The following is an 18,825-nucleotide window of genomic DNA, read 5'->3' on the forward strand; positions in this document are numbered from 1 at the left end:
GAGAGAACCATGTCGCATCACCTGATCTCGCGCCGGCAGATGCTGGCGGGCACGGCCGCCGCGGGCGCGCTTGGACTGACCGGATTTCCCGCCCGCGCCGAGGTCAACTGGAAGAAATATTCCGGCACCACGCTCGAGGTGATCCTCGCCAAGGGGCCGCGCGGCGACAATCTGCAGAAATACATCAAGGAATTCACCGATCTGACCGGCATCAAGGTCGAGTCTGAGCAGATCCCGGAGCAGCAACAACGGCAGAAATGCGTGATCGAGCTGTCGTCCGGAAAACCGAGCTTCGACGTCGTTCATCTCAGCTATCACGTGCAGAAGCGCCAGTTCGAGAAGGCGGGTTGGCTCGCCGACATGTCCGGCTTCCTCAAAGACCCGAGTCTCACGCCGCCCGATCTCGTCGAGAGCGATTTCTCCGCTGCCGGCCTGCAATATGCGCGCAACGACAAGGGCCAGATGCTGTCGCTGCCGTGGTCGGTCGACTATTTCATCCTCTACTACAACAAGGAGTTGTTCCAGAAGAAGGGCGTCGAGGTCCCGAAGACGCTGGACGAGATGGCGGTCGCCGCCGAGAAGCTGACCGATCCGAAGGAAGGCATCTACGGCTTCGTCGGTCGCGGCCTGCGCAACGCCAACATGGCGATGTGGACCAACTTCTACCTGAACTATGGCGGCGAATTCCTTGACGCCAAGGGCAACATCCTGACCGACGGGCCGGAGGCGATCGAAGCGACAAAGCTCTATCAGCGCCTGCTGACCAAGTCGGCACCTCCCGGCGTCGCCGGCTTCAACTGGATGGAGTCGATGGCCTCCTTCACGCAAGGACGCTCGGCAATGTGGATCGACGCCGATGGCTGGGCACCTCCGCTGGAAGATCCAACCGCCTCGCGCGTCGTCGGCAAGGTCGGCTACACCCTGGTGCCGGCGGGCCCCAAGGGCCAGTTCTCGTCGACCTATGGCGACGGTATCGGCATCGCCGCGGCCAGCAAGAACAAGGAAGCCGCCTACCTGCTGTGCCAGTGGGTGGTCTCGAAAGGACAGGGCGCGCGCATGCTGCAGGCCGGCGGTGGCGTGCCGTTCCGCAACTCGATCGTCGACGATCCCGAGGTGAAGAAGGGTGTGAAGACCAAGGAGTGGCTGCAGTCGGTGATCGACTCCGCCAAGATCTCCAAGCTCGGTTTGCCGGTCATCATCCCCGTCGCCGAGTTCCGCGACATCGTCGGCGCGGCGCTGACCGCAACGCTGTCGGGCGCCGATCCCGCCACTGAGCTGAAGAAGGCGCACGAGCAATTCCGCCCCATCCTGGAGCGCAGCGAAAAAGCGTGAGTGTGGTAACAGAAGCCTCGCCGGCGGCGGCCGAAGGCGCCGCGCCGGAGCGAGAATGGCGTCCGCCGTCCTATTGGCCGTTCGTGATCCCGGCGCTCGTCGTCGTATTGGCGGTGATCATCTTCCCGTGGGTGTTCACGATCTGGATGAGCATGCACGAGTGGAAGGTGGGCTCGCCGACCACCTTCGTCGGGCTCGCCAATTACCTGCGGCTGCCGACCGACCCGCGCTTCGTCGAGGCGGTCGGGCACACCTTGCTCTACACCGCGCTGTCGGTGCTGCTACCGCTGGTCTTCGGCACGCTGGCGGCAATCGTGTTTCACCAGAAGTTCGCCGCGCGCGGCTTCCTGCGCGGCATCTTCATCATGCCGATGATGGCAACGCCCGTAGCGATCGCGCTGGTCTGGACCATGATGTTCCATCCGCAACTCGGCGTGCTGAACTATCTGCTCTCGCTGGTCGGCCTGCCGCCGCAGCTCTGGGTGTTCAACCCGACGACTGTGATCCCATCGCTGGTGCTGGTCGAAACCTGGCAGTGGACGCCGCTGGTAATGCTGATCGTGCTTGGCGGCCTCGCCGCGATCCCGACCGAACCCTACGAGAGCGCGCAGATCGACGGCGCCAATTTCTGGCAGGTGTTCCGCTTCATCACGTTGCCCCTGATCATGCCGTTCCTGTTCATCGCCGGCATGATCCGCATGATCGACGCGGTCAAGAGCTTCGACATCATCTTCGCAATCACGCAAGGCGGACCGGGCTCGGCGTCGGAGACCATCAACGTCTACCTCTACAGCGTCGCCTTCGTTTATTACGATCTCGGCTACGGCTCGGCGATCGCGGTGGTGTTCTTCCTGCTGATCGTCGCGTTGGCGGCTCTCCTGCTCTATTTGCGCAAGCGCATGCTGTGGACGGCTGAGCTCGGAGGCGGCGCATGAACCTGCGTCAGCTCCTGGGCCGGATCGGGCTGTGGCTTTCGGTTCTCGTGATCGTGTCGCCGGCGATCCTGTTCTTTCTCTGGATGGCCTCGCTGTCGCTGAAGTTCGAGATCGACAACGCTGCCTATCCGCCGGTGTTCATCCCGGAGCATTTCGCCTGGAAGAACTATGCCGACGTGCTCGCCTCTAACCGCTTCCTCACCTACTTCGTCAACAGCCTGATCGTCACCGGCTCGGCGACCGGGCTCGCGATGCTGGTCGGCGTGCCCGCCGGTTACGGCATCGCGCGGATGGCCGCGCATAAATCCGCGATCGTGATCCTGATCGCGCGCATCACGCCGGGCCTGTCCTATCTGATCCCGCTATTCCTGCTGTTCCAATGGCTCGGCCTGCTCGGCACGCTGGTGCCGCAGGTCATCATCCATCTCGTGGTCACGGTGCCGATCGTGATCTGGATCATGATCGGCTATTTCGAGACCACGCCGCTGGAGCTCGAGGAGGCGGCGCTGATCGACGGCGCCACGCGCTGGCAGGTGTTCCGCCACGTCGCGCTGCCGATTGCCAAGCCGGGCCTCGCGGTCGCCTTCATCCTCGCCGTGATCTTCTCCTGGAACAACTTCGTGTTCGGCATCGTGCTGGCCGGGCGCGAGACGCGCACGCTGCCGGTCGCGGTCTACAACATGATCTCGTTCGACCAGTTGAGCTGGGGCCCGCTCGCCGCCGCGGCGCTGATTGTGACGGCACCGGTGCTGCTGCTCACGGTGCTGGCGCAGCGGCAGATCGTCGCCGGGCTCACCGCGGGCGCGGTGAAGGGCGGCTAGTTTATTGGGGTTGTCGCAGGGGACGCCGCCAAAATATCGAAAACAACCCCATGCAAAGGGGCCGGCCGCGTCCGGCGCTTGACAAGGTAACTTGACACATCGGGCAACTCAGGGATATTCTTCTAATATTCCGAAATCCTGCAGCATCGCTCTGGTCCCGAGGGCCGGCGCCCTGCCCTGTTCCGTGACCTGCATCCCACCTCCTCGTCGACTCCTCGGGATACGACGTGTAGGAATGGCCGATTATGCCTGCCAGGGTTGGCGCGTCGCGGGCCGGGAGGGGGGACGCCGGTGCCACAATGCGGCGCCACAGATCGGAACACATACGCCTGCGAGCCCATGATGTCAGAGCCCCAAGAGCCCACGACGCTGCGCTTCTCGACCGCCGAATGGCCGGCGCAGAACCGGCTCGCGATATGGCGCGAAGCGATCGGACGCCGCGTCTTTCAATTCGACACGATGCCGTTGCATGACGGGCCGTTCCACGCCGAGGCAACGGCGCAGGCCCTGCCCGAGCTGTGCTTTGGATCCTGGACCCTCGGCAATCTGCGCACGGCCGTGACGCACGAACTGCTCGACGGCACCGACCACCTGGTGCTCCGCATCGCGCTGAGCGGCGCGCCCCTCCTATCGCACCGGGGCCGCGAGGTCATCGGCGCTGCCGGCGATGCCATCCTGCTATCGACCACCGAGCCGTGGGTGAGCATCTGTCCGTCACTGGCGCGCTTCTTCAGCCTGCGGCTGCGGCGCAAAGCGCTTACGCCGCTCGTACCGTGTCCCGAAGATGCGCTCATGCGCCCGGTGCCGCGCGATACCGAAGCCGTAAAATTACTTACCTTCTATCTCCAAGGGCTGATCCGCATGGATCCGATGTCGACGCCCAAACTGCGGCAAGCCGTCGTCACCCATATCTACGACCTCGCGGCGCTGGTGATCGGCGCCACCCGCGACGGGGCGGCCGTGGCGAAGGACCGGGGCTTGCGCGCCGCGCGGCTTGCCGCCGCCAAGGCCGACATCCATGCGCATGTCTCCGATCCTGACCTCACGCTGACCACAGTCGCGGCGCGTCGCAATCTCTCCCCGCGCAGTCTTCAGCGCCTGTTCGCCGACGAGGGAACGAGCTTCACCGAATTCGTCCTCGACGCCCGCCTGACGCAGAGTCATCGGCTGCTGACCGATCCGCGCTGGGGCGATCGCAACATCAGCAGCATCGCGTTCGAAGTCGGCTTCGGCGACCTGTCCTATTTCAACCGCATGTTTCGCCGCCGCTACGGCGCGACGCCCTCCGACGTCCGCGCCACGATCCGGCACTGAACGAGCCGGCCGGGACACTACCTGAAGAAGTGCACGAGCCCGATGCTCAAGGCCAGCAGCAGCAGGAGCGACAGCGTGACCGCTGCCGTCACCCGGCCGCCGACGGTCGAGAGCACGCGCACATCGACGCCGAGCCCGAGCGCCGCCATCGAGACGACGGTGAGGATCGCCGCGGTCTTCGTCACCGGGGCGATCACGATATCGGGCACGAGCTGGAGCGAGCGCAGCGCGGCGAGCACCAGGAAGCCGATGATGAACCAGGGCACCAGCTTGAACGGGCTGATCGACACCGCCTTGACGGCATCCGCCTGGCGCTTGCGGCGCCGTGCCACCAGCAGCGACAGGCCAACCACGATCGGGCCCAGCATCAAGACCCGCACCAGCTTCACCAGCGTGCCGAGCTGCGTGCTGACGATGCCGGCCGGGACAGTCGCCGCCAAGACCTGTGGCACGGCGTAGACGGTGAGTCCGGCCAGGATGCCGTATTGCGTCGCCGAGAGCTGCAAGAGCGGAATGAGCAGCGGCAGGCCCAATACCATCAGCACGCCGAGAATCGCCGTGAACGAGATCGAGGATGCGATGTCGTCGCCGTCGGCCTCGATCACGGGGGCAACGGCCGCGATCGCGGAGTTGCCGCAGATCGAGTTGCCGCAGGCGATCAGGACGGAGAGCTTTGCCTTGAGCCCGAGCATCCGGCTGAGGCTGTAGCTCACCGCCAGCATGATGACGACGGTGATCGCAATCGCGCCGATCAGGAGATAGCCCGATGCCACGATCGCAGCGAAGCTGATGGAGGCGCCGAGCAGCATCACCGCGACTTCGAGCAACTGCTTCGCGCTGAAGGCGATGCCCGAGCGCCAGCGCTCGGACGGCTGCCAGACGGTACGCACCGCCATGCCCAGGAGGATCGCGACGACCAGGGCCTCGATATAGGGATGATCGAACATGCGCTCCTCGGCGAACTGCACGCCGAGAGAGATGACCGTGATCACGCCGCAGAGCAGGATGCCGGGAATGAGGTTGAACACCCGCTTGAGCGGGCCTTGCTTCTGCTCCTGATCTTTGGATGGTTCCGGCACGAAATCTCCTTTTCGGAGAAGATTTTATGCGGCATAGCAGGCTCATTGGCTAATATCTTTTCGTATTGGCCCAATAGAGAGAAGTTATGTCCCTCAACCTGCATCTGCTTCGCCTGTTCGCGGCCGTGGCGAAGACCGGGAGTTTCTCCCGAGCCGCCGACCTCTTGCACATCAGCCAGCCGGCGATCTCCAAGGGCGTGCGCGATTTCGAGTTGCAGGTCGGCTGCCGCCTGCTCGACCGCACGCCCAAGGGGGTTCGGCCGACCCGGGAAGGCGCCGCGCTGGCCCGGCACGCGGAGACGCTGTTCGCGGCCGAGCGGGCCGCCGAGGACGAGTTGCAGGCGTTACGGAACCTCGACAGTGGCTCGCTGCGGATCGGCGCCAGCACGACGATCGCGACCTACATGATTCCGGAATATCTCGGCATCTTTCATCGCGCCTTTCCCGGCATCGACCTCCACGTGGTCAGCGCCAACACCAGCGATATCGCCGCGCTGATGCTGGGGCATGAAATCGAGATCGCCCTGGTCGAAGGGCCGGTGGAAGACGAGAACCTGACCAGCTCGGCCTGGCGCACCGACGTGATGGGCCTGATCGCAGGCCCCGACCACCGCTTCGCGGCGGCCGCCGGGCCGATCGACATCCGCCAGCTCAACGACGAGATCCTGATCGTGCGCGAGCCCGGTTCAGGCACGCGCGAGGTGGTCGCGCAGGCATTTGCCGCCCACCGCGTCCGGCCGCAACGGACACTCGAGATCGGCAGCACCGAGGCGATCAAGCAGGCCGTGGCCGCCGGCGTCGGGGTCGCCATGGTGTCGATGGCGACAATCGACGATCAGGTCAGGCTCGGAAAGCTGAAGGTCATCCCGATCAAGGGCGTCCACATCGAGCGCACGCTTTGGCAACTCAAATCGCCCGGCCGGCTGGAGGTGCCCGCGGCGGTCGCGTTCGAGGGTATCATTCGGGAGAAGCAGGCCCCGAAACCGGCACCGCGCAAGCCGGCGCTCAAAGCGCGGCAAACAGCCCCTGTGCCCAGGCCACGGCATGCTCGAAGCTGAACACGCCGGGCTCGAAATAGACGGCGCGCGCCAGCACGATGCCGATCACCAGCACCCAGAACATGCTGGTGCCTGCGGTCTTCAGCCATTTCGACGCGCGCCCGCTCGCGATCGAAGGATCGATTGCGGGGACCGGCTCGCCGAAGGGATCGAATGCGGATTGGCTCATTGTTGCGACCATCAGGAGTACAGTGAAGATGTCGCGACAACGGGTGCGGAAGCAAGGGTAGCGCAGTGCCTTTTACGCCGATACCTTGGAAGGAGCTTTCGTTCGAGCGGGAGTAAGGAGAGTTTTCTTCTCCAGCAGTTAGTGGCCTCGCGGCTAACTTGCCGAGATCGCGTGCCACACTCCGTGTCGTCCCTGCGGAAGCAGGGACCCATAACCACGAAAGCTGGTGGTAGCGTGACGCTGGAACGACGAATTCCGTTCACAACATCCGCTGCGGAGTATGGGTCCCTGCTTTCGCACTATGGCATCTACACGTTTGCGGTGCCGTATACGAGGATTTGGAAGCGAGCCATCCCGATGTGGAAGGTGATTGGTCCAGGTGGGCGATGCGAGGCGTAGCCGGTCCATCCGCCGAGCTTTGCGATGATCCACGCCGCCCAGGCGACAGTGTTGGGGCGATGGTGGTTCTTCTGGAGCTCGGTGCGGCCTTTCAGGGTTTTATTGATGGCCTTGAGCGCGTCGATCTCGTCCGGCGTGAACACAAATTCGGCCGGCAATTCTTCACCGCCATTGCGGGCTTGGACAAGCTGGATGACGAGACATGCCACTCTGGTGGCGATCGCCACCAGTTTGATCAGGCCTTCAGCGCTGTCGAGCTGACTATCCTCGATGCGCAGACCCTGGCTCTTCAGCGAGCGGAAGAGCTGCTCGATGATCCAGCGCTGCTTGTACCAGGAGACGATCCGCCAGGCATCGGCGGCGGTGGCGACCGGATGGGTGGTCAGGAGCAACCAATGAATGGGCTGGGCGCCCTTCGGGGGGTGCAACTCGACGACTTCGACGAAGCTGACTTTGACGCCCTCCGCCAAGTCTTTCACGCCGGGGCGCTGCGGCCGTTTGAGCACAACGGTTCCAAAGCACATGGAGAGGTGGGCCTGGCGAGCGCTGCGATCCATCCGCTGCGGCAGATCGATCACCGCCTTGCCGCAGAAGCCGGCCCGCCCGACTGCCTGATAAAGCGTGCCGCCATCGACCAGCGCATGGTCGTGCATGGCGCGCGACAGAAGGTGGACATTGTCAGCGGGCGTCAGCGCCCAGTGGGCGAAGAAATCTCCCTCGCGGTCGTTGACGACGGTGATCATACCAGCTGCGGCCAGAACATCGCGGCCTTGCTCAGCGGTCGTCACCCAGCGCGCCGACTCCTTGTCGGCCAAGGCTCGCTTCTCGTGAGCGATCTTCGCCGTGCGCTTGCGCGTCCACACCTTGCCGCCAGTGAGCCCGAGACAGACCCCGCTGTCGGCATCGACTGCCATCATGGCATGCAGCAGCACGCCACGCGCGTTGCCTTTGCCGACCTTGCCCAAGCCGCGCCGATGTCCCGGACGGGTGTGGAACTTGATCTCGCTGGTATCTTGGATTGCCAGCACATGTCGCCCGCTGACCGCGGCTGACGTCTGCAGGCTCCAGCCTTCAACCAGCTTGTCGGTCGTGACCCGTGGATTGTTCACAAACCGCCAGAACGCCATGTTCGCAGCCCAGTCGCCCTGCGCCATCTGGCGCAAACAGACGTTGCGCGTGCAAAGCACAGCCCGGAGAAGCGCCGCCCCCTTTTATCAAGGCGAACGTCTCCAAACTTGCCAAGGGACAAATCCGGTTCCTGCTGCATCTCTGGCGCTCCTTCGAATCAAAACGCCAGACAGAGAATCATACAAGTCGCTGCGGCGACCGCACATCATGCCGTCCCGAGTCAATCTGTCGCGCCCCAAAGATGTGTAGATGCCCTAGTGCTTTCGCAGGGACGACAATCTTTGCAATCAACTATCGGTCCCGCGTTGCGGCGCTACGCGCGGCAGCGTGATCCGCACGCTTGTCCCCCTGCCCGGGGCACTGTCGAGATGGATCTCTCCGCCGAGCCGGTTGGTGACGATGTTATGAACGATGTGCAGGCCGAGCCCAATGCGGCCGTTGTCGCGACGGGTCGTGAAGAACGGATTGAAGGCCTGCCGGCGCACATCGTGCTCCATCCCGCAGCCATCGTCGGCGAACAGGATTTCGACGTGCTCTGCGCCTGACGCACGCAGCCGGATCGTAATCGTGCCGCCCTTGCCATCCGGAAACGCGTGCGCGACCGAATTGACGAACAGATTGGTGAGCACTTGGCCGTAAGGGCCGGGATAGCTGTTCATCGCAAGATCAGGCGGGCAATCAACCCTGAGCGTCAGGTTGTTCTTCGGCAATGCCGGGCGCAGCTTGGCAAGAACATGTTCGGTCGCCTCGCCGAGATCGAACTGGCTCCGATCGAAATAGCTTCGATCGACCGCCACCTGCTTGAACGATTGCACCAGATCGGCCGCGCGCTTGAGATTGCCGACCAGCAGCGACGACGCACTTTCGACGACCTCGATGAAATCGCTCAGGCTGGACCGCTTCAATTTGCCGCGCGCAGCCTCGGCAGCAAAGTCGGCGCATTTTTGCTCCAGAACCGACGCGACCGTGAGGCTGGTGCCGACCGGACTGTTGATCTCGTGCGCGACGCCGGCCACCAGCCGGCCCAGCGCCGCGAGCTTCTCCGCTTCGATCAGCGACGCCTGGGTCTCTTGCAAGTGGTGCAAGGCGCGCTCGGCCGCATCCCGGGCGGCGCGGATATCGCGTTCGCTGCGCTTGCGCTCGGTGATCTCCTCGGCCGCAACATTGACGCCGACGATGTTCCCGTTCGGCCCGCGCTGCGGGTGCCAATGCGTGATCCAGCATCGCTCGTCATTGTGACCCGGACGCTGACCGTACACCTCCACGCCGGTCACGGGCTCTCCGGTCTCCATGATCGAACGAACGATGCCTTCGACCGCCGGAGCCAGCGCCGGCACACAATCGCGTACCGTACGTCCGAGATGGCCCTCGACCGAAATGCCGCAGATCTCGGTCAGGCGGTGATTGATCTGAAGATAGCGGCAGTCGGGAGAGAGGTAGGCAAGGCCGATCGGCGCCGTGTCGTAGATCAACTGCAGCGCCGGTTGCTTTGGGAATTGAATCTCTTGGACGACGGACGACCTCATGTCCCCCTCCCGCTCAGGCAAGTCTAACGGTTCATGGCAGCCCGCAACAGTCTCACGTTGGTTTCGGAGCCGGATCCGTTCGGATTTGGCACGAAGTGCATAGTGGGGCCGACAAAGCCTATGCGATCGTACCGCATCCTCGCACCAGAACACAACCCATGGTTGGGCGCATGCAATGCGAACGACGGCAAGCCCGGCGCCGACAGCGCGGGCGCGTCAGGCTCAGCTATTGGCTGCGTTGCCCGGCTTGAAGCTCTCGATGACGCGCAATAGCACCCGCGCACCGATTTCGGCGTCGGCGAGTTCGACATGCTCGGCCGGGTTGTGGCTGATCCCGCCGCGGCAACGCACGAAGATCATGCCGATATCGGCGATGTCGGCCATCGCCATGCCGTCATGCCCTGCCCCGCTTGGCAGCTCGAATACCGCGAAGCCTTCGGCCGCAACGGCGTCGGCAATTTGCGACGTCAGCCATCCGGCGCAGGGGACGCTGCGGTTCTCGTGGGTGACGTCGACCTGCAACGTCAGTTCGCGGCGTTTTGCGATCGCTTCGATCCGCTGCAGGATGTCAGCCACCGCGCGCGAGCGGTGCGCATCGCTTTGTGAGCGGATATCCATTGTGAAGGACACTTTTCCGGGGATCACGTTGGTGGCGCCCGGCATCGCGCTGACATAGCCGACGGTCCCGAGCAGGCCTGCCTGGTCGTCCCCGCAGAACTGCTCGATCGCGACGATGCATTCGGCCGCGCCAGTCAGCGCGTCGCGGCGCAGCGCCATCGGCACGGTTCCGGCATGACCGGCGACACCCGAGATCTCGGCCGCAAGCCGGGTCGCGCCTGCGATCGCGGTGACGACGCCAACCGGCAATCCCTTCTCTTCCAGCACCGGCCCCTGCTCGATGTGCAGCTCGACATAGCCGAGCAGCTCGCCACGGGCGCGCGCCGCCTTGCGGACATGATCGGGATCGAGCCCGAACTGAATCAGCGCGTCACGCATCGATGTGCCGGTGCGGTCGCGGGTGTTGAGCACACTCTGGTCGAAGGTGCCGGCCACAGCGCGGCTGCCGAGCAGGGTCGAGGCGAAGCGCACGCCCTCCTCGTCCGCGAAGCCGACGACCTCGATCGCGAATGGCAGCCTTTTGCTGCGCCGGTTCAGATCGGCGACACAGGCGATCGCGGTGATGACGCCGAGCGGACCATCCCATTTGCCGGCATCGCGCACTGTATCGTAGTGCGAGCCCAGCATCAGGCATGGCAGGCCCGGCCGATCGCCTTCGTAGCGGCCGCAGACATTGCCGATCGCATCGAGATGCGCGCTCATGCCGGCCTCCCGCATCCAGGCCAGGATCAGGTCGGCGGCCTTGCGGTGTTCTTCCGTCAGGAAGATCCGCGCCAGATGCTCCGGCGTTTCGGAGATCGCCGCGAGCGTATTGATCCGCGCCACGATCTCTTCGCCGAGCGATGGCTGCTTCGTTTCGTTTGCAATGCCCAGCGCACTCATGCTCTTCCTGTGTGTAAACTTATCGATCCAGTCCGCCCGAACTGACGCCACCCGGCTCAATGGCGTGCTAAACCGCGATGAGATTGGGTCGAATCATCGTCGCGCTTTAGCTCCTTGTTTGAGCATGATCTTTTCGGAAAACCGCTTCACACTTTTCCGGATCATGCTCTAGCCAATCTCGAATGCGTTGCCGGCCAGATGCTTCAGGTGGGCGTGCCAGTGCTCGGCGATCGCCAGCCGCGTCGGCACCCAGACCCGCTCGTGCTTCTGGATATAGTCGAGGAAACGCATCAGCGCCGCGGCCCGGCCGGGACGGCCGACCACCCTGCAATGCAGGCCAACCGACATCATCTTCGGACAAGTCGCGCCCTCGGCATAGAGCACGTCGAAACTGTCCCTCAGGTAGGTGTAGAATTCATCACCTCCGCCGAAGCCCTGCGCGTTGATGAAGCGCATATCGTTGGCATCGAGCGTGTAGGGGATCACGAGGTGCGGCTCGGTGCCCGTGGCCTTGATCCAGTACGGCAGGTCGTCAGCGTAGGAGTCGCAGAGATAACGCAGGCCGCCGGCCTCCATCAATAACCGCAACGTGTTGATCGAAGAGCGGCCCGTGTACCAGCCGAGCGGCCGGGCACCCGTCGCCTCGGTGTGGACGGCGATGGCGCGAGCGATTTCGTCGCGCTCCTCGGCCTCCGACATATCCTTGTGCTCGACCCAGCGCAGGCTGTGACTTGCGATATCCCAGCCCGCCTCCTGCATCGCGGCGACGACGTCCGGATTGCGCTTCAGCGCCATCGCGACGCCGAATACGGTGGGCGATATCCTGCGCTCGGTAAATATCCGCCACAATCGCCAGAAGCCCGCGCGCGAGCCGTATTCGAACATCGATTCGATGTTGGCGTGGCGCTTCCCGGCCCAGGGCCGCGCGCCAAGCACGTCCGAGAGGAACGCTTCCGAGGCGCTGTCGCCATGCAGGACGTTGTTCTCGCCGCCCTCCTCGAAATTGACCACGAACTGCACGGCAACCCGCGCCCCATCCGGCCACTTCGGATCGGGCGGATTGCGGCTATAGCCGCGGAGATCGCGCGGATAGCGGGGCTCGGTCACATCAGACTTCCTCGAAGCGGATGTTCTGCGCGCCCTTCCAGAGCACGGTCTTGCCGAAGGTGGTGAGGTTCTCCAGGCCTGAGGTCAAGGTGATGAAATGGTTACCGGCAAGCTGGCCCATCTTGCTGGCGAAATGCACACCGCCATAGGCGAGCAGGATTTCGGTCTCGCTGATGCCGCCGGGATAGAGGATGATCTGGCCCGGCGCCGGGTAGCTGGTGTGGTTCTCGTAGGAGACACCGAAATCGAGATCGCCGAGCGGCATCCAGACCCCCTCGCCGCTCCAGCGCACATGGATCGCCTGGCTCTCGAACGGCATCGCCTTGCGGAAGGCAGCGACCGTTTTCGGCGCGAGCTGCTCTTCGAAACGGGCGTCAAAGGTGAACTCGCCGGCGCGGACAATCAGTTTGCTCATCGGTCTCTCGTAGGTGGCGTCTGCAGGAATGATGCCTCCAGCATTGCCGCCGGGCGACGCCCGACGCAAGGCCGATTCCGGCCGCCGGCCCGGTTTTTCGCCGCCGACCGGTCTGCAACGCAGATGTGAGCAAGGTTGCATTGCGCCGCGCGGCGCGGTTTGCGAACCTGAGACGACACGCGAAAGAGGTGCCGCCATGACGACAAACAGCCTGCACGGACATGTGGCGCTTGTGACCGGTGGATCGCGCGGCATCGGCGCGGCAATCGTCAAGACGCTGGCGGGCGCCGGCGCGGCGGTCGCGATCAACTATCACTCGCGAGCGACCGAGGCGGAGACGCTGGCGAAGAGCATCAGCGCGGCCGGCGGCCGGGCTGTCGCGATCGGCGCCGACGTGTCAGAAACCCCAGCCGTCGCCGACATGGTCGCGCGCGCACGGTCCGAGCTCGGCCCGATCGACATCCTCGTCAACAATGCCGGGATCGCGATCGTCAAGGGCGTCGATGATCTCACGGAAGAGGATTTCGACCGCACCATCACGGTCAATCTCAAATCGGTTTTCCTGTGCACGCAGGCCGTGCTGCCGATGATGCGAACCAAGCAATGGGGCCGCATCATCAACATCTCCTCAGGGGCCGCGCGCGGCGGCGGCGCGATCGGGCCGCACTACAATGCGTCCAAGGCCGGCATCGAAGGCCTGACCCGCGGCTATGCCGCGCGGCTCGTCAAGGAAGGCATCACCGTGAATGCCGTCGCGCCGTCCCTGATCGAGACCGACATGATGAAAGGACAGACCGGGCTGGTCAGCCGGATCCCCATGGGACGTTTCGGCACGTCCGAGGAGGTCGCGCAGGCCGTGATGCTGCTGGTCAACAATTCATACATGACCGGACAGACGATCGCGATGAGCGGCGGCATGGCGTTCAACTAGGCGCTCGCGCCCTGTCTCGTTGCGGCTTGACCGCATCTCCGGTTTGCCCTACGCGTTACCGCATGAACGGTTCGATCCTGATCGCCAATTTCTGGTGGCGCGCCTTCTGACAGGCGGGCCGAACGCGTTCATGCTTTTTCGGGGCCGCCGCATCGGGCGGCCTTTTTCACGACATCCAGCTCGCAATGCGGCATCCCCATTCCAACCGAATGGAGATACCGATGACCAAGCCAGTCATTCTCACCGGCGACCGCACCACCGGGCCGCTTCACCTCGGCCACTATGTCGGCTCGCTGAAGAGCCGTCTCGCGTTTCAGGAGACGCACGAGCAGTATTTGCTGCTCGCCGACATGCAGGCGCTCACGGACAATGCCCATGACGTCGGCAAGGTCCGCAACAACGTCATCGAGGTCGCACTGGACTATCTTGCGGTCGGCATCGATCCGGCGCGAACGTCGATTTGTCTGCAGTCGCGGCTTCCCGCGCTCGCGGAACTGTCGATGCTCTATCTCAACCTCGTCACAGTCGCGCGGCTCGAGCGCAACCCGACCATCAAGGATGAAATCCGCGCACGCGGTTTCGGGCGCGACATCCCGGCCGGCTTCCTGTGCTACCCGGCGGCACAGGCGGCCGACATCACCGCCTTCCGCGCAACCGTCGTTCCGGTCGGCGAGGACCAGGCTCCCCTGATCGAGCAGACCAACGAGATCGTTCGCCGCGTCAACGCGCTGGCCGGCCGCGGGCTCTTGCCGGAGGCACAGGCGATCATCCCGCGCGCGGGGCGGTTGCCGGGTATCGACGGACGATCGAAGATGAGCAAGTCCGCCGGCAATGCCATCCCTCTTTCGGCCTCGCCGGGCGACATCTCGGCCGCCGTGCGCGCAATGTTCACCGATCCCGACCATTTGCGCGTCACCGATCCTGGCAGGGTCGAAGGCAATGTCGTCTTCACCTACCTCGATGCGTTCGACGATGACCATCAGGCTGTCGAGGAATTGAAGGCGCGCTATCGGCGCGGCGGTCTCGGAGATTCGACGGTCAAGCGGCGCCTGGAGAGCATTCTCCAGGAGCTGATCGCACCGATCCGGACACGGCGCGCCGAACTGGCGGCAGATCCCGATCACGTCATCGATGTCATCAGGCAGGGAACCCTGACGGCCAGGGAGATCACGGAACGCACCAAGCGCGACGTGATGGAGGGGCTCGGCTTGTTCCAGCTCTGATGCTTCAAGATGTCATCAAACCGTGTGGGAACCGTGCTTGTCTGCTGTCGTTGACTGGCAGGCGAAGAACGGATTTGGAGCTTGTCGTGATCGATCCGAAAGCGCTTCTCGAACGCGCCTCGCAGCTAACTGACCAGGCCAAGGATGAGAAGGACCAGAGCATCCGGGAACGGCTGCTGCGCATGGCGGAGCATTACCGGGATCTGGCAGCGCATGAGGCTTGGGCGCGCGAGAACCCGCCCTCGGTCAGCGGGATCACGAGCGTGCTCGGAGGCCGCGCATCCTGATCAGCCGGGTGCCGCCGATCAGCCGCGGTCCGGCGCTCAGCTCACACGAATGCGATAGCTCAGCGACTGCCGCGCGCCGGGCGCGATGTGCATCAGGCCGGGCTTATCGACGAATTCGCCGTCGAATTCCGTCGGGCTTGCGAAACCGTGCCATGGCTCGATGCAGAGAAACGGCGCACCGCCTACCTTCGACCAGATCCCGAGCTCTCGAAAGCCGTTCCAGGAGAGGTCGATCGCCGGACCTTGCGCGGCCGCGAAGCGAACCGAGCTGCTCGCGACCTGGTCGAGGATCATCGCGTCGTCGTCGAACAGCCGTTCCGACAATGCGAGCGTCCGTCCCCTGATCGCGCTGGGTTCGGATTGCGGCCGCATCAGCCCATCCTTCAGACGGCGGACCGGTGCAGGCTCATCTTTCGCGAAGTTCAGCGAGTAAGCCTCCTTCGGCAGCCCCGGCAGCAGCGGCCAGTTGAAGGCCGGATGACCGCCGAGCGAGGCCGGAAGGGTGACATCGCCGGTATTGATGACATCGAAAGCGACGTCGAGGTCTGCGCCGTCGATCCGGTAAGTGACTTCGAGCCTGAAGGCGAAGGGATAGCGTGCGCGGGTTTCTGCGTCGTCGGTGAGCGCGAGCTTGCAAGATCGCGGCCCCCGCTCCAGCCACGCAAAGCGCCGGTCCCTCGCAAAACCATGCTGCGTCATCGGATAGGTTTCACCGTCGTGATGCAGCGTGTCGTTCTTCAGCCGGCCGACGATCGGGAACAGCACCGGCGCGTGGCGTGGCCATTGCGGCCCGGCCTGCCACAGCAGTTCGGCGCCATCGGCCCGCTTAAGAGACGACAATTCGGCGCCCTGTGCCAGGACGGTCGCAGCGATCTTGTCGCCGCGCAGTGTGTGACTGTCGCTCATGCTTCGCCTCGCCGGACTGCGGTGTGACACGAAACGAGATGTTCGATCATGGCCGCGGCGTCAACCCCGTTGACGCACGCGGCCCAATTTCGATCTGCAGTGCCGACCGACTTTCGACACCTATCCGGTGATCTTCGAGAAATCCGGCTGACGACGTTCGGCAAAGGCGGCAAAGGCCTCACGCGCCTCTGCGCTCATCAGCCGCTCCTGGAAAATCTCGCCTTCGCGCGCCATTTGCGCTGATATCCGGGCAGTGTCGCGCATCAGCGCCTTGGTGTGCAGCAGCGACCCGAACGGCCGCTTGGCGAGCGCCTCGGCCGCTGCCCTTGCCTTGGCGCGGAGATCGTCGAGCGGCACGATCGCGTTGGCAAGGCCGATGGCGACCGCAGCCTCGGCCTCGACCGGATCGCCGAGCGCGAACATCGCATAGGCGCGCGCATAGCCGATGCGCTGCGGCAGCAGATAGGTCGAAGCGGCTTCCGGCACCAGCGCAAGATTGACGAAGGGCGTGATCAGCCGCGCATTCGGCGCGAGATACACGAGATCGCAATGCAACAGCATCGTGGTGCCGATGCCGACTGCATTGCCCTGCACGGCGGCAACCAGCGGCCGCGTCGCAGCCGCAAGCTTGGCGAGAAAGCGCGTCACGTAGCGCTCGCCCCGCGCACCCTGCGAGACCGCGGCGAAGTCGGCGAGATCGTTGCCGGCGGTGAAGCTGTCGCCGTCACCCTGGAACAGCACGGCGCGGATCGCGGCATCACCCTCCGCGCGTTCCAGTGCATCGGCCATCGCACCGTACATCGCGTTGGTGATTGCATTCTTCTTGTCCGGACGTGCCATCGTCACGGTAAGGACGCCCGCGTCCAGCGCCACCTTGACCAATTCATTCATGTCTCACTCCTGTTGCTTGCTAGAGCTTCTTTGCTTGACGCGTTTTCTTCACGCGAACCGGTATCCACTTCGCTCGAAAACGCTCTAGGCGTCTTTGTCTTTCGGAAATTTCTCTTGCAGGCTGGTCAGCCAGCGCGACACCACGTCGATCTCGGCTTCCGAGAACCCGTCCATCAGGCGGTTGTTGATCATTCGGGTCCGCATTGCCGCGCGCTTGCCGAGCTCCTGTCCTGCCACGGTCAGATAGAGCCGCTGGCTGCGCCCATCGTCACCGTCGCGCCGGCGCTTGACGAGGCCCGCACGTTCCATCCGGTCGGCAAGCCCGGTCATCGCCGACGGCACGATGTCGAGCGCCTGCGAGACGTCGCCGATCAGGGCCCCGTCGTTGCGCCCGAGAAAGAACAGCACCCCCGCCTGAGCCGACGTCAGCTCGTGCGCGGCCGTCTCCTGCTCGATGGCGCGCTGCAACCGCCGATAGGCCACGGTCAAAAGAAAGATCAGCCGATGCTCTGCCTTCATGCGCACCGGTATATATTTCGCATGCGAAATAGCAAGGTATTTCGCGCACGAAATATCTAAAACCCACTCTCACGAAATCGTGGACCAGACCGGCGGGCTGTCCTCGGACCACGGACTTGCGCCCGTGCAGCAGGCGGATTCGCCAGCGCTCTCGCGCGTCAGTTGCACGTACGCAATTTTTCGTCGCTATGCAGCATTATTGGGGCGGCTCCTTTTCAGAAAACCCTTGATCGAAATCAAGCAACCCGGAAAGCTTCGGCCCCAAGGTGCCGCCTTGTCGGTTCGCGGCTCCGACCGGGTCGCGAGAGAGTTCATGACGCTATCGGCAAATCCGGCCAAGGGGCGCGCTGTCCGCTCGAAGCGGCCGCGCCTTCTCAGTCCAGCCATGCGTTGTGAGACCGCGTTTCGTCTGATCCTGTCCGAATGCCTCGAGCAAGTCGCAACCAATCACGAAGCCGTCCGTGCCGGCGATCCGGCAGCACTGCATCACACGCGCGTCGCGCTGACGCGGCTGAAGGCCGCGATCGCGTTTTACGGACGTATGGTCGCGGACCCCGAATGGTCACGCCTGAAATCCGAGCTCAAATGGTTGAGCGGATATCTCGGAGCGACGCGCGACCTCGATGTCGCGATCGAAAATAGCAAAGGCCAGCCCGAAGAGCGCGTGTTCGAGGCTGCGCGGGTCGAGGCCTTCGAGCGGCTCAAGGATGCGCTCGGCAGCGAGCGTTACACACAATGGTTCGAAGCGATGTGGGACTGGGTCGGCAGTGGCCCATGGACCGCAAGGCAGGATCGCGCGGCGCAACGGCGCGCCATCCTCGTATCGGAATTTCATGCCCGGCGTCTTGCGCGATGGCACAAGCAACTTGTGCAAAAGAGCCGCGGCTTGCAGGGCATGGGCAAGAACAAGCGGCATCGTGTCCGGCTGGCGGGCAAGCGGCTGCGCTACGCTATCGAATTCTCCGAAGGAGGATTGCCCGAGGATGAGTACGCAGCGTGGAAGGTCGTGCTGAAGCATCTGCGCAAAGGGCAGCAGGTGCTCGGCGAACTGAACGATGCGGAAGTTCGCCGCGCGCTCATTGAAAGCGTCGACGACCCTGAATGGCGGAGCGGGAAAGCCGCGCACAAGAAGCTCGACGAGCGAAAAAGGAAGAGCCGCCTCTTGCGCCGTGCTGCGGCGATCTATCGAAAAATCTCCGGCTGAGCGCATATCGACGTGTCTGCATCAGCACGCTGGGCCGCCGGGCCGTCAGCTTGTGAAAAAGCTGATGTTTTAAACATCATT

The 18,825-nt window shown here is 63.9% G+C and carries 19 protein-coding genes; 9 read left to right on the forward strand and 10 right to left on the reverse strand.

The genetic code is table 11. The annotated features are described in order from the left end of the window. The first annotated feature begins 9 nt into the window (after window positions 1-9). The 4 genes from P6U30_RS26355 to P6U30_RS26370 all read left to right on the forward strand — a co-directional run bounded on the left by P6U30_RS26355 (window position 10) and on the right by P6U30_RS26370 (window position 4,402). A complete protein-coding gene (locus P6U30_RS26355) occupies window positions 10-1,332 on the forward strand; it encodes an ABC transporter substrate-binding protein (protein WP_407165782.1) in 1,323 nt (440 codons plus the stop codon). Then, the gene (locus tag P6U30_RS26360) at window positions 1,329-2,267 is read left to right on the forward strand and encodes a carbohydrate ABC transporter permease (RefSeq protein ID WP_407165783.1); all 939 of its coding nucleotides are present in this window, start codon (window positions 1,329-1,331) and stop codon (window positions 2,265-2,267) included. Before P6U30_RS26355 ends, P6U30_RS26360 begins: the two co-directional genes overlap by 4 nt. After that, window positions 2,264-3,088, forward strand: a complete 825-nt coding sequence (locus tag P6U30_RS26365; RefSeq protein ID WP_407165784.1) for a carbohydrate ABC transporter permease — start codon at window positions 2,264-2,266, stop codon at window positions 3,086-3,088. The genes P6U30_RS26360 and P6U30_RS26365 overlap by 4 nt, the downstream gene beginning before the upstream one ends. Window positions 3,089-3,547: 459 nt before the next feature. Next, window positions 3,548-4,402: an AraC family transcriptional regulator gene (locus P6U30_RS26370; RefSeq protein WP_407165785.1), complete on the forward strand. Its 855-nt coding sequence runs from the start codon at window positions 3,548-3,550 to the stop codon at window positions 4,400-4,402. A 17-nt stretch (window positions 4,403-4,419) separates the two neighbouring features. Here the strand turns inward: P6U30_RS26370 and P6U30_RS26375 are convergent, their stop codons facing one another. Continuing rightward, window positions 4,420-5,481, reverse strand: a complete 1,062-nt coding sequence (locus P6U30_RS26375) for a YeiH family protein (protein WP_407165786.1) — start codon at window positions 5,479-5,481, stop codon at window positions 4,420-4,422. A gap of 86 nt (window positions 5,482-5,567) precedes the next feature. On the opposite strand from P6U30_RS26375, the gene P6U30_RS26380 reads away from it, so the two are divergent. Beyond that, the gene (locus P6U30_RS26380; protein ID WP_407165787.1) at window positions 5,568-6,539 is read left to right on the forward strand and encodes a LysR substrate-binding domain-containing protein; all 972 of its coding nucleotides are present in this window, start codon (window positions 5,568-5,570) and stop codon (window positions 6,537-6,539) included. Here the strand turns inward: P6U30_RS26380 and P6U30_RS26385 are convergent. The 6 genes from P6U30_RS26385 to P6U30_RS26410 form a co-directional block, all read right to left on the reverse strand. Beyond that, the gene (locus P6U30_RS26385; protein WP_407165788.1) at window positions 6,487-6,708 is read right to left on the reverse strand and encodes a hypothetical protein; all 222 of its coding nucleotides are present in this window, start codon (window positions 6,706-6,708) and stop codon (window positions 6,487-6,489) included. The two genes, P6U30_RS26380 and P6U30_RS26385, sit on opposite strands and share 53 nt — an antisense overlap. A 308-nt stretch (window positions 6,709-7,016) precedes the next feature. Beyond that, complete coding sequence (locus P6U30_RS26390; RefSeq protein WP_407165572.1) at window positions 7,017-8,234, reverse strand: IS4 family transposase; 1,218 nt, start codon at window positions 8,232-8,234, stop codon at window positions 7,017-7,019. A gap of 288 nt (window positions 8,235-8,522) precedes the next feature. Continuing rightward, on the reverse strand, window positions 8,523-9,761 hold the full coding sequence (locus P6U30_RS26395) for a sensor histidine kinase (RefSeq protein ID WP_407165789.1): 1,239 nt from the start codon (window positions 9,759-9,761) through the stop codon (window positions 8,523-8,525). 222 nt (window positions 9,762-9,983) lie between these two features. Next, window positions 9,984-11,261 (reverse strand): allantoate amidohydrolase, encoded by a 1,278-nt coding sequence (locus tag P6U30_RS26400; protein ID WP_407165790.1) that lies wholly within the window; start codon window positions 11,259-11,261, stop codon window positions 9,984-9,986. A gap of 168 nt (window positions 11,262-11,429) precedes the next feature. Then, complete coding sequence (puuE, locus tag P6U30_RS26405; RefSeq protein WP_407165791.1) at window positions 11,430-12,368, reverse strand: allantoinase PuuE; 939 nt, start codon at window positions 12,366-12,368, stop codon at window positions 11,430-11,432. Between the two features lies 1 nt (window position 12,369). Further along, on the reverse strand, window positions 12,370-12,783 hold the full coding sequence (locus P6U30_RS26410) for a DUF3830 family protein (protein WP_407165792.1): 414 nt from the start codon (window positions 12,781-12,783) through the stop codon (window positions 12,370-12,372). Window positions 12,784-12,979: 196 nt separating this feature from the next. On the opposite strand from P6U30_RS26410, the gene P6U30_RS26415 reads away from it, so the two are divergent. From P6U30_RS26415 to P6U30_RS26425, 3 genes are all read left to right on the forward strand, one after another. Continuing rightward, window positions 12,980-13,714 (forward strand): SDR family NAD(P)-dependent oxidoreductase, encoded by a 735-nt coding sequence (locus P6U30_RS26415; RefSeq protein WP_407165793.1) that lies wholly within the window; start codon window positions 12,980-12,982, stop codon window positions 13,712-13,714. 221 nt (window positions 13,715-13,935) lie between these two features. After that, the gene (gene trpS, locus P6U30_RS26420) at window positions 13,936-14,937 is read left to right on the forward strand and encodes a tryptophan--tRNA ligase (protein ID WP_407165794.1); all 1,002 of its coding nucleotides are present in this window, start codon (window positions 13,936-13,938) and stop codon (window positions 14,935-14,937) included. 86 nt (window positions 14,938-15,023) lie between these two features. Further along, window positions 15,024-15,224, forward strand: a complete 201-nt coding sequence (locus P6U30_RS26425) for a hypothetical protein (protein ID WP_407147710.1) — start codon at window positions 15,024-15,026, stop codon at window positions 15,222-15,224. A gap of 36 nt (window positions 15,225-15,260) precedes the next feature. Here P6U30_RS26425 and P6U30_RS26430 read toward each other — a convergent pair whose 3' ends face one another. From P6U30_RS26430 to P6U30_RS26440, 3 genes are all read right to left on the reverse strand, one after another. Then, window positions 15,261-16,130, reverse strand: a complete 870-nt coding sequence (locus P6U30_RS26430; RefSeq protein WP_407165795.1) for an aldose 1-epimerase family protein — start codon at window positions 16,128-16,130, stop codon at window positions 15,261-15,263. A 120-nt stretch (window positions 16,131-16,250) separates the two neighbouring features. After that, complete coding sequence (locus P6U30_RS26435) at window positions 16,251-17,021, reverse strand: enoyl-CoA hydratase-related protein (RefSeq protein ID WP_407165796.1); 771 nt, start codon at window positions 17,019-17,021, stop codon at window positions 16,251-16,253. An 84-nt stretch (window positions 17,022-17,105) separates the two neighbouring features. Continuing rightward, complete coding sequence (locus tag P6U30_RS26440) at window positions 17,106-17,540, reverse strand: MarR family winged helix-turn-helix transcriptional regulator (protein ID WP_407170547.1); 435 nt, start codon at window positions 17,538-17,540, stop codon at window positions 17,106-17,108. 313 nt (window positions 17,541-17,853) lie between these two features. Here P6U30_RS26440 and P6U30_RS26445 point away from each other — a divergent pair, with 313 nt between their 5' ends. Beyond that, window positions 17,854-18,744 carry a CHAD domain-containing protein gene (locus P6U30_RS26445; RefSeq protein ID WP_407165797.1) on the forward strand — a complete coding sequence of 297 codons (891 nt, stop codon included), beginning with the start codon at window positions 17,854-17,856 and terminating at the stop codon, window positions 18,742-18,744. The last annotated feature ends 81 nt before the right edge of the window (window positions 18,745-18,825 follow it).

Origin of the sequence: Bradyrhizobium sp. ORS 111 (genome assembly GCF_045571485.1) — a bacterium.
GTDB lineage: Bacteria > Pseudomonadota > Alphaproteobacteria > Rhizobiales > Xanthobacteraceae > Bradyrhizobium.

Excerpts from the sequence above, each read along its gene's own strand:
- P6U30_RS26370 (WP_407165785.1), top strand. The coding sequence starts at position 3,548 with ATGCCGTTGCATGACGGGCCGTTCCACGCCGAGGCAACGGCGCAGGCC.
- P6U30_RS26410 (WP_407165792.1), bottom strand. The coding sequence starts at position 12,783 with ATGAGCAAACTGATTGTCCGCGCCGGCGAGTTCACCTTTGACGCCCGT.
- P6U30_RS26365 (WP_407165784.1), top strand. The coding sequence starts at position 2,264 with ATGAACCTGCGTCAGCTCCTGGGCCGGATCGGGCTGTGGCTTTCGGTT.
- P6U30_RS26355 (WP_407165782.1), top strand. The coding sequence starts at position 10 with ATGTCGCATCACCTGATCTCGCGCCGGCAGATGCTGGCGGGCACGGCC.
- P6U30_RS26385 (WP_407165788.1), bottom strand. The coding sequence starts at position 6,708 with ATGAGCCAATCCGCATTCGATCCCTTCGGCGAGCCGGTCCCCGCAATC.
- P6U30_RS26445 (WP_407165797.1), top strand. The coding sequence starts at position 17,854 with ATGACGCTATCGGCAAATCCGGCCAAGGGGCGCGCTGTCCGCTCGAAG.
- trpS (WP_407165794.1), top strand. The coding sequence starts at position 13,936 with ATGACCAAGCCAGTCATTCTCACCGGCGACCGCACCACCGGGCCGCTT.
- P6U30_RS26430 (WP_407165795.1), bottom strand. The coding sequence starts at position 16,130 with ATGAGCGACAGTCACACACTGCGCGGCGACAAGATCGCTGCGACCGTC.
- P6U30_RS26400 (WP_407165790.1), bottom strand. The coding sequence starts at position 11,261 with ATGAGTGCGCTGGGCATTGCAAACGAAACGAAGCAGCCATCGCTCGGC.
- P6U30_RS26380 (WP_407165787.1), top strand. The coding sequence starts at position 5,568 with ATGTCCCTCAACCTGCATCTGCTTCGCCTGTTCGCGGCCGTGGCGAAG.
- P6U30_RS26395 (WP_407165789.1), bottom strand. The coding sequence starts at position 9,761 with ATGAGGTCGTCCGTCGTCCAAGAGATTCAATTCCCAAAGCAACCGGCG.
- P6U30_RS26435 (WP_407165796.1), bottom strand. The coding sequence starts at position 17,021 with ATGAATGAATTGGTCAAGGTGGCGCTGGACGCGGGCGTCCTTACCGTG.
- P6U30_RS26390 (WP_407165572.1), bottom strand. The coding sequence starts at position 8,234 with ATGGCGTTCTGGCGGTTTGTGAACAATCCACGGGTCACGACCGACAAG.
- P6U30_RS26440 (WP_407170547.1), bottom strand. The coding sequence starts at position 17,540 with ATGAAGGCAGAGCATCGGCTGATCTTTCTTTTGACCGTGGCCTATCGG.
- P6U30_RS26415 (WP_407165793.1), top strand. The coding sequence starts at position 12,980 with ATGACGACAAACAGCCTGCACGGACATGTGGCGCTTGTGACCGGTGGA.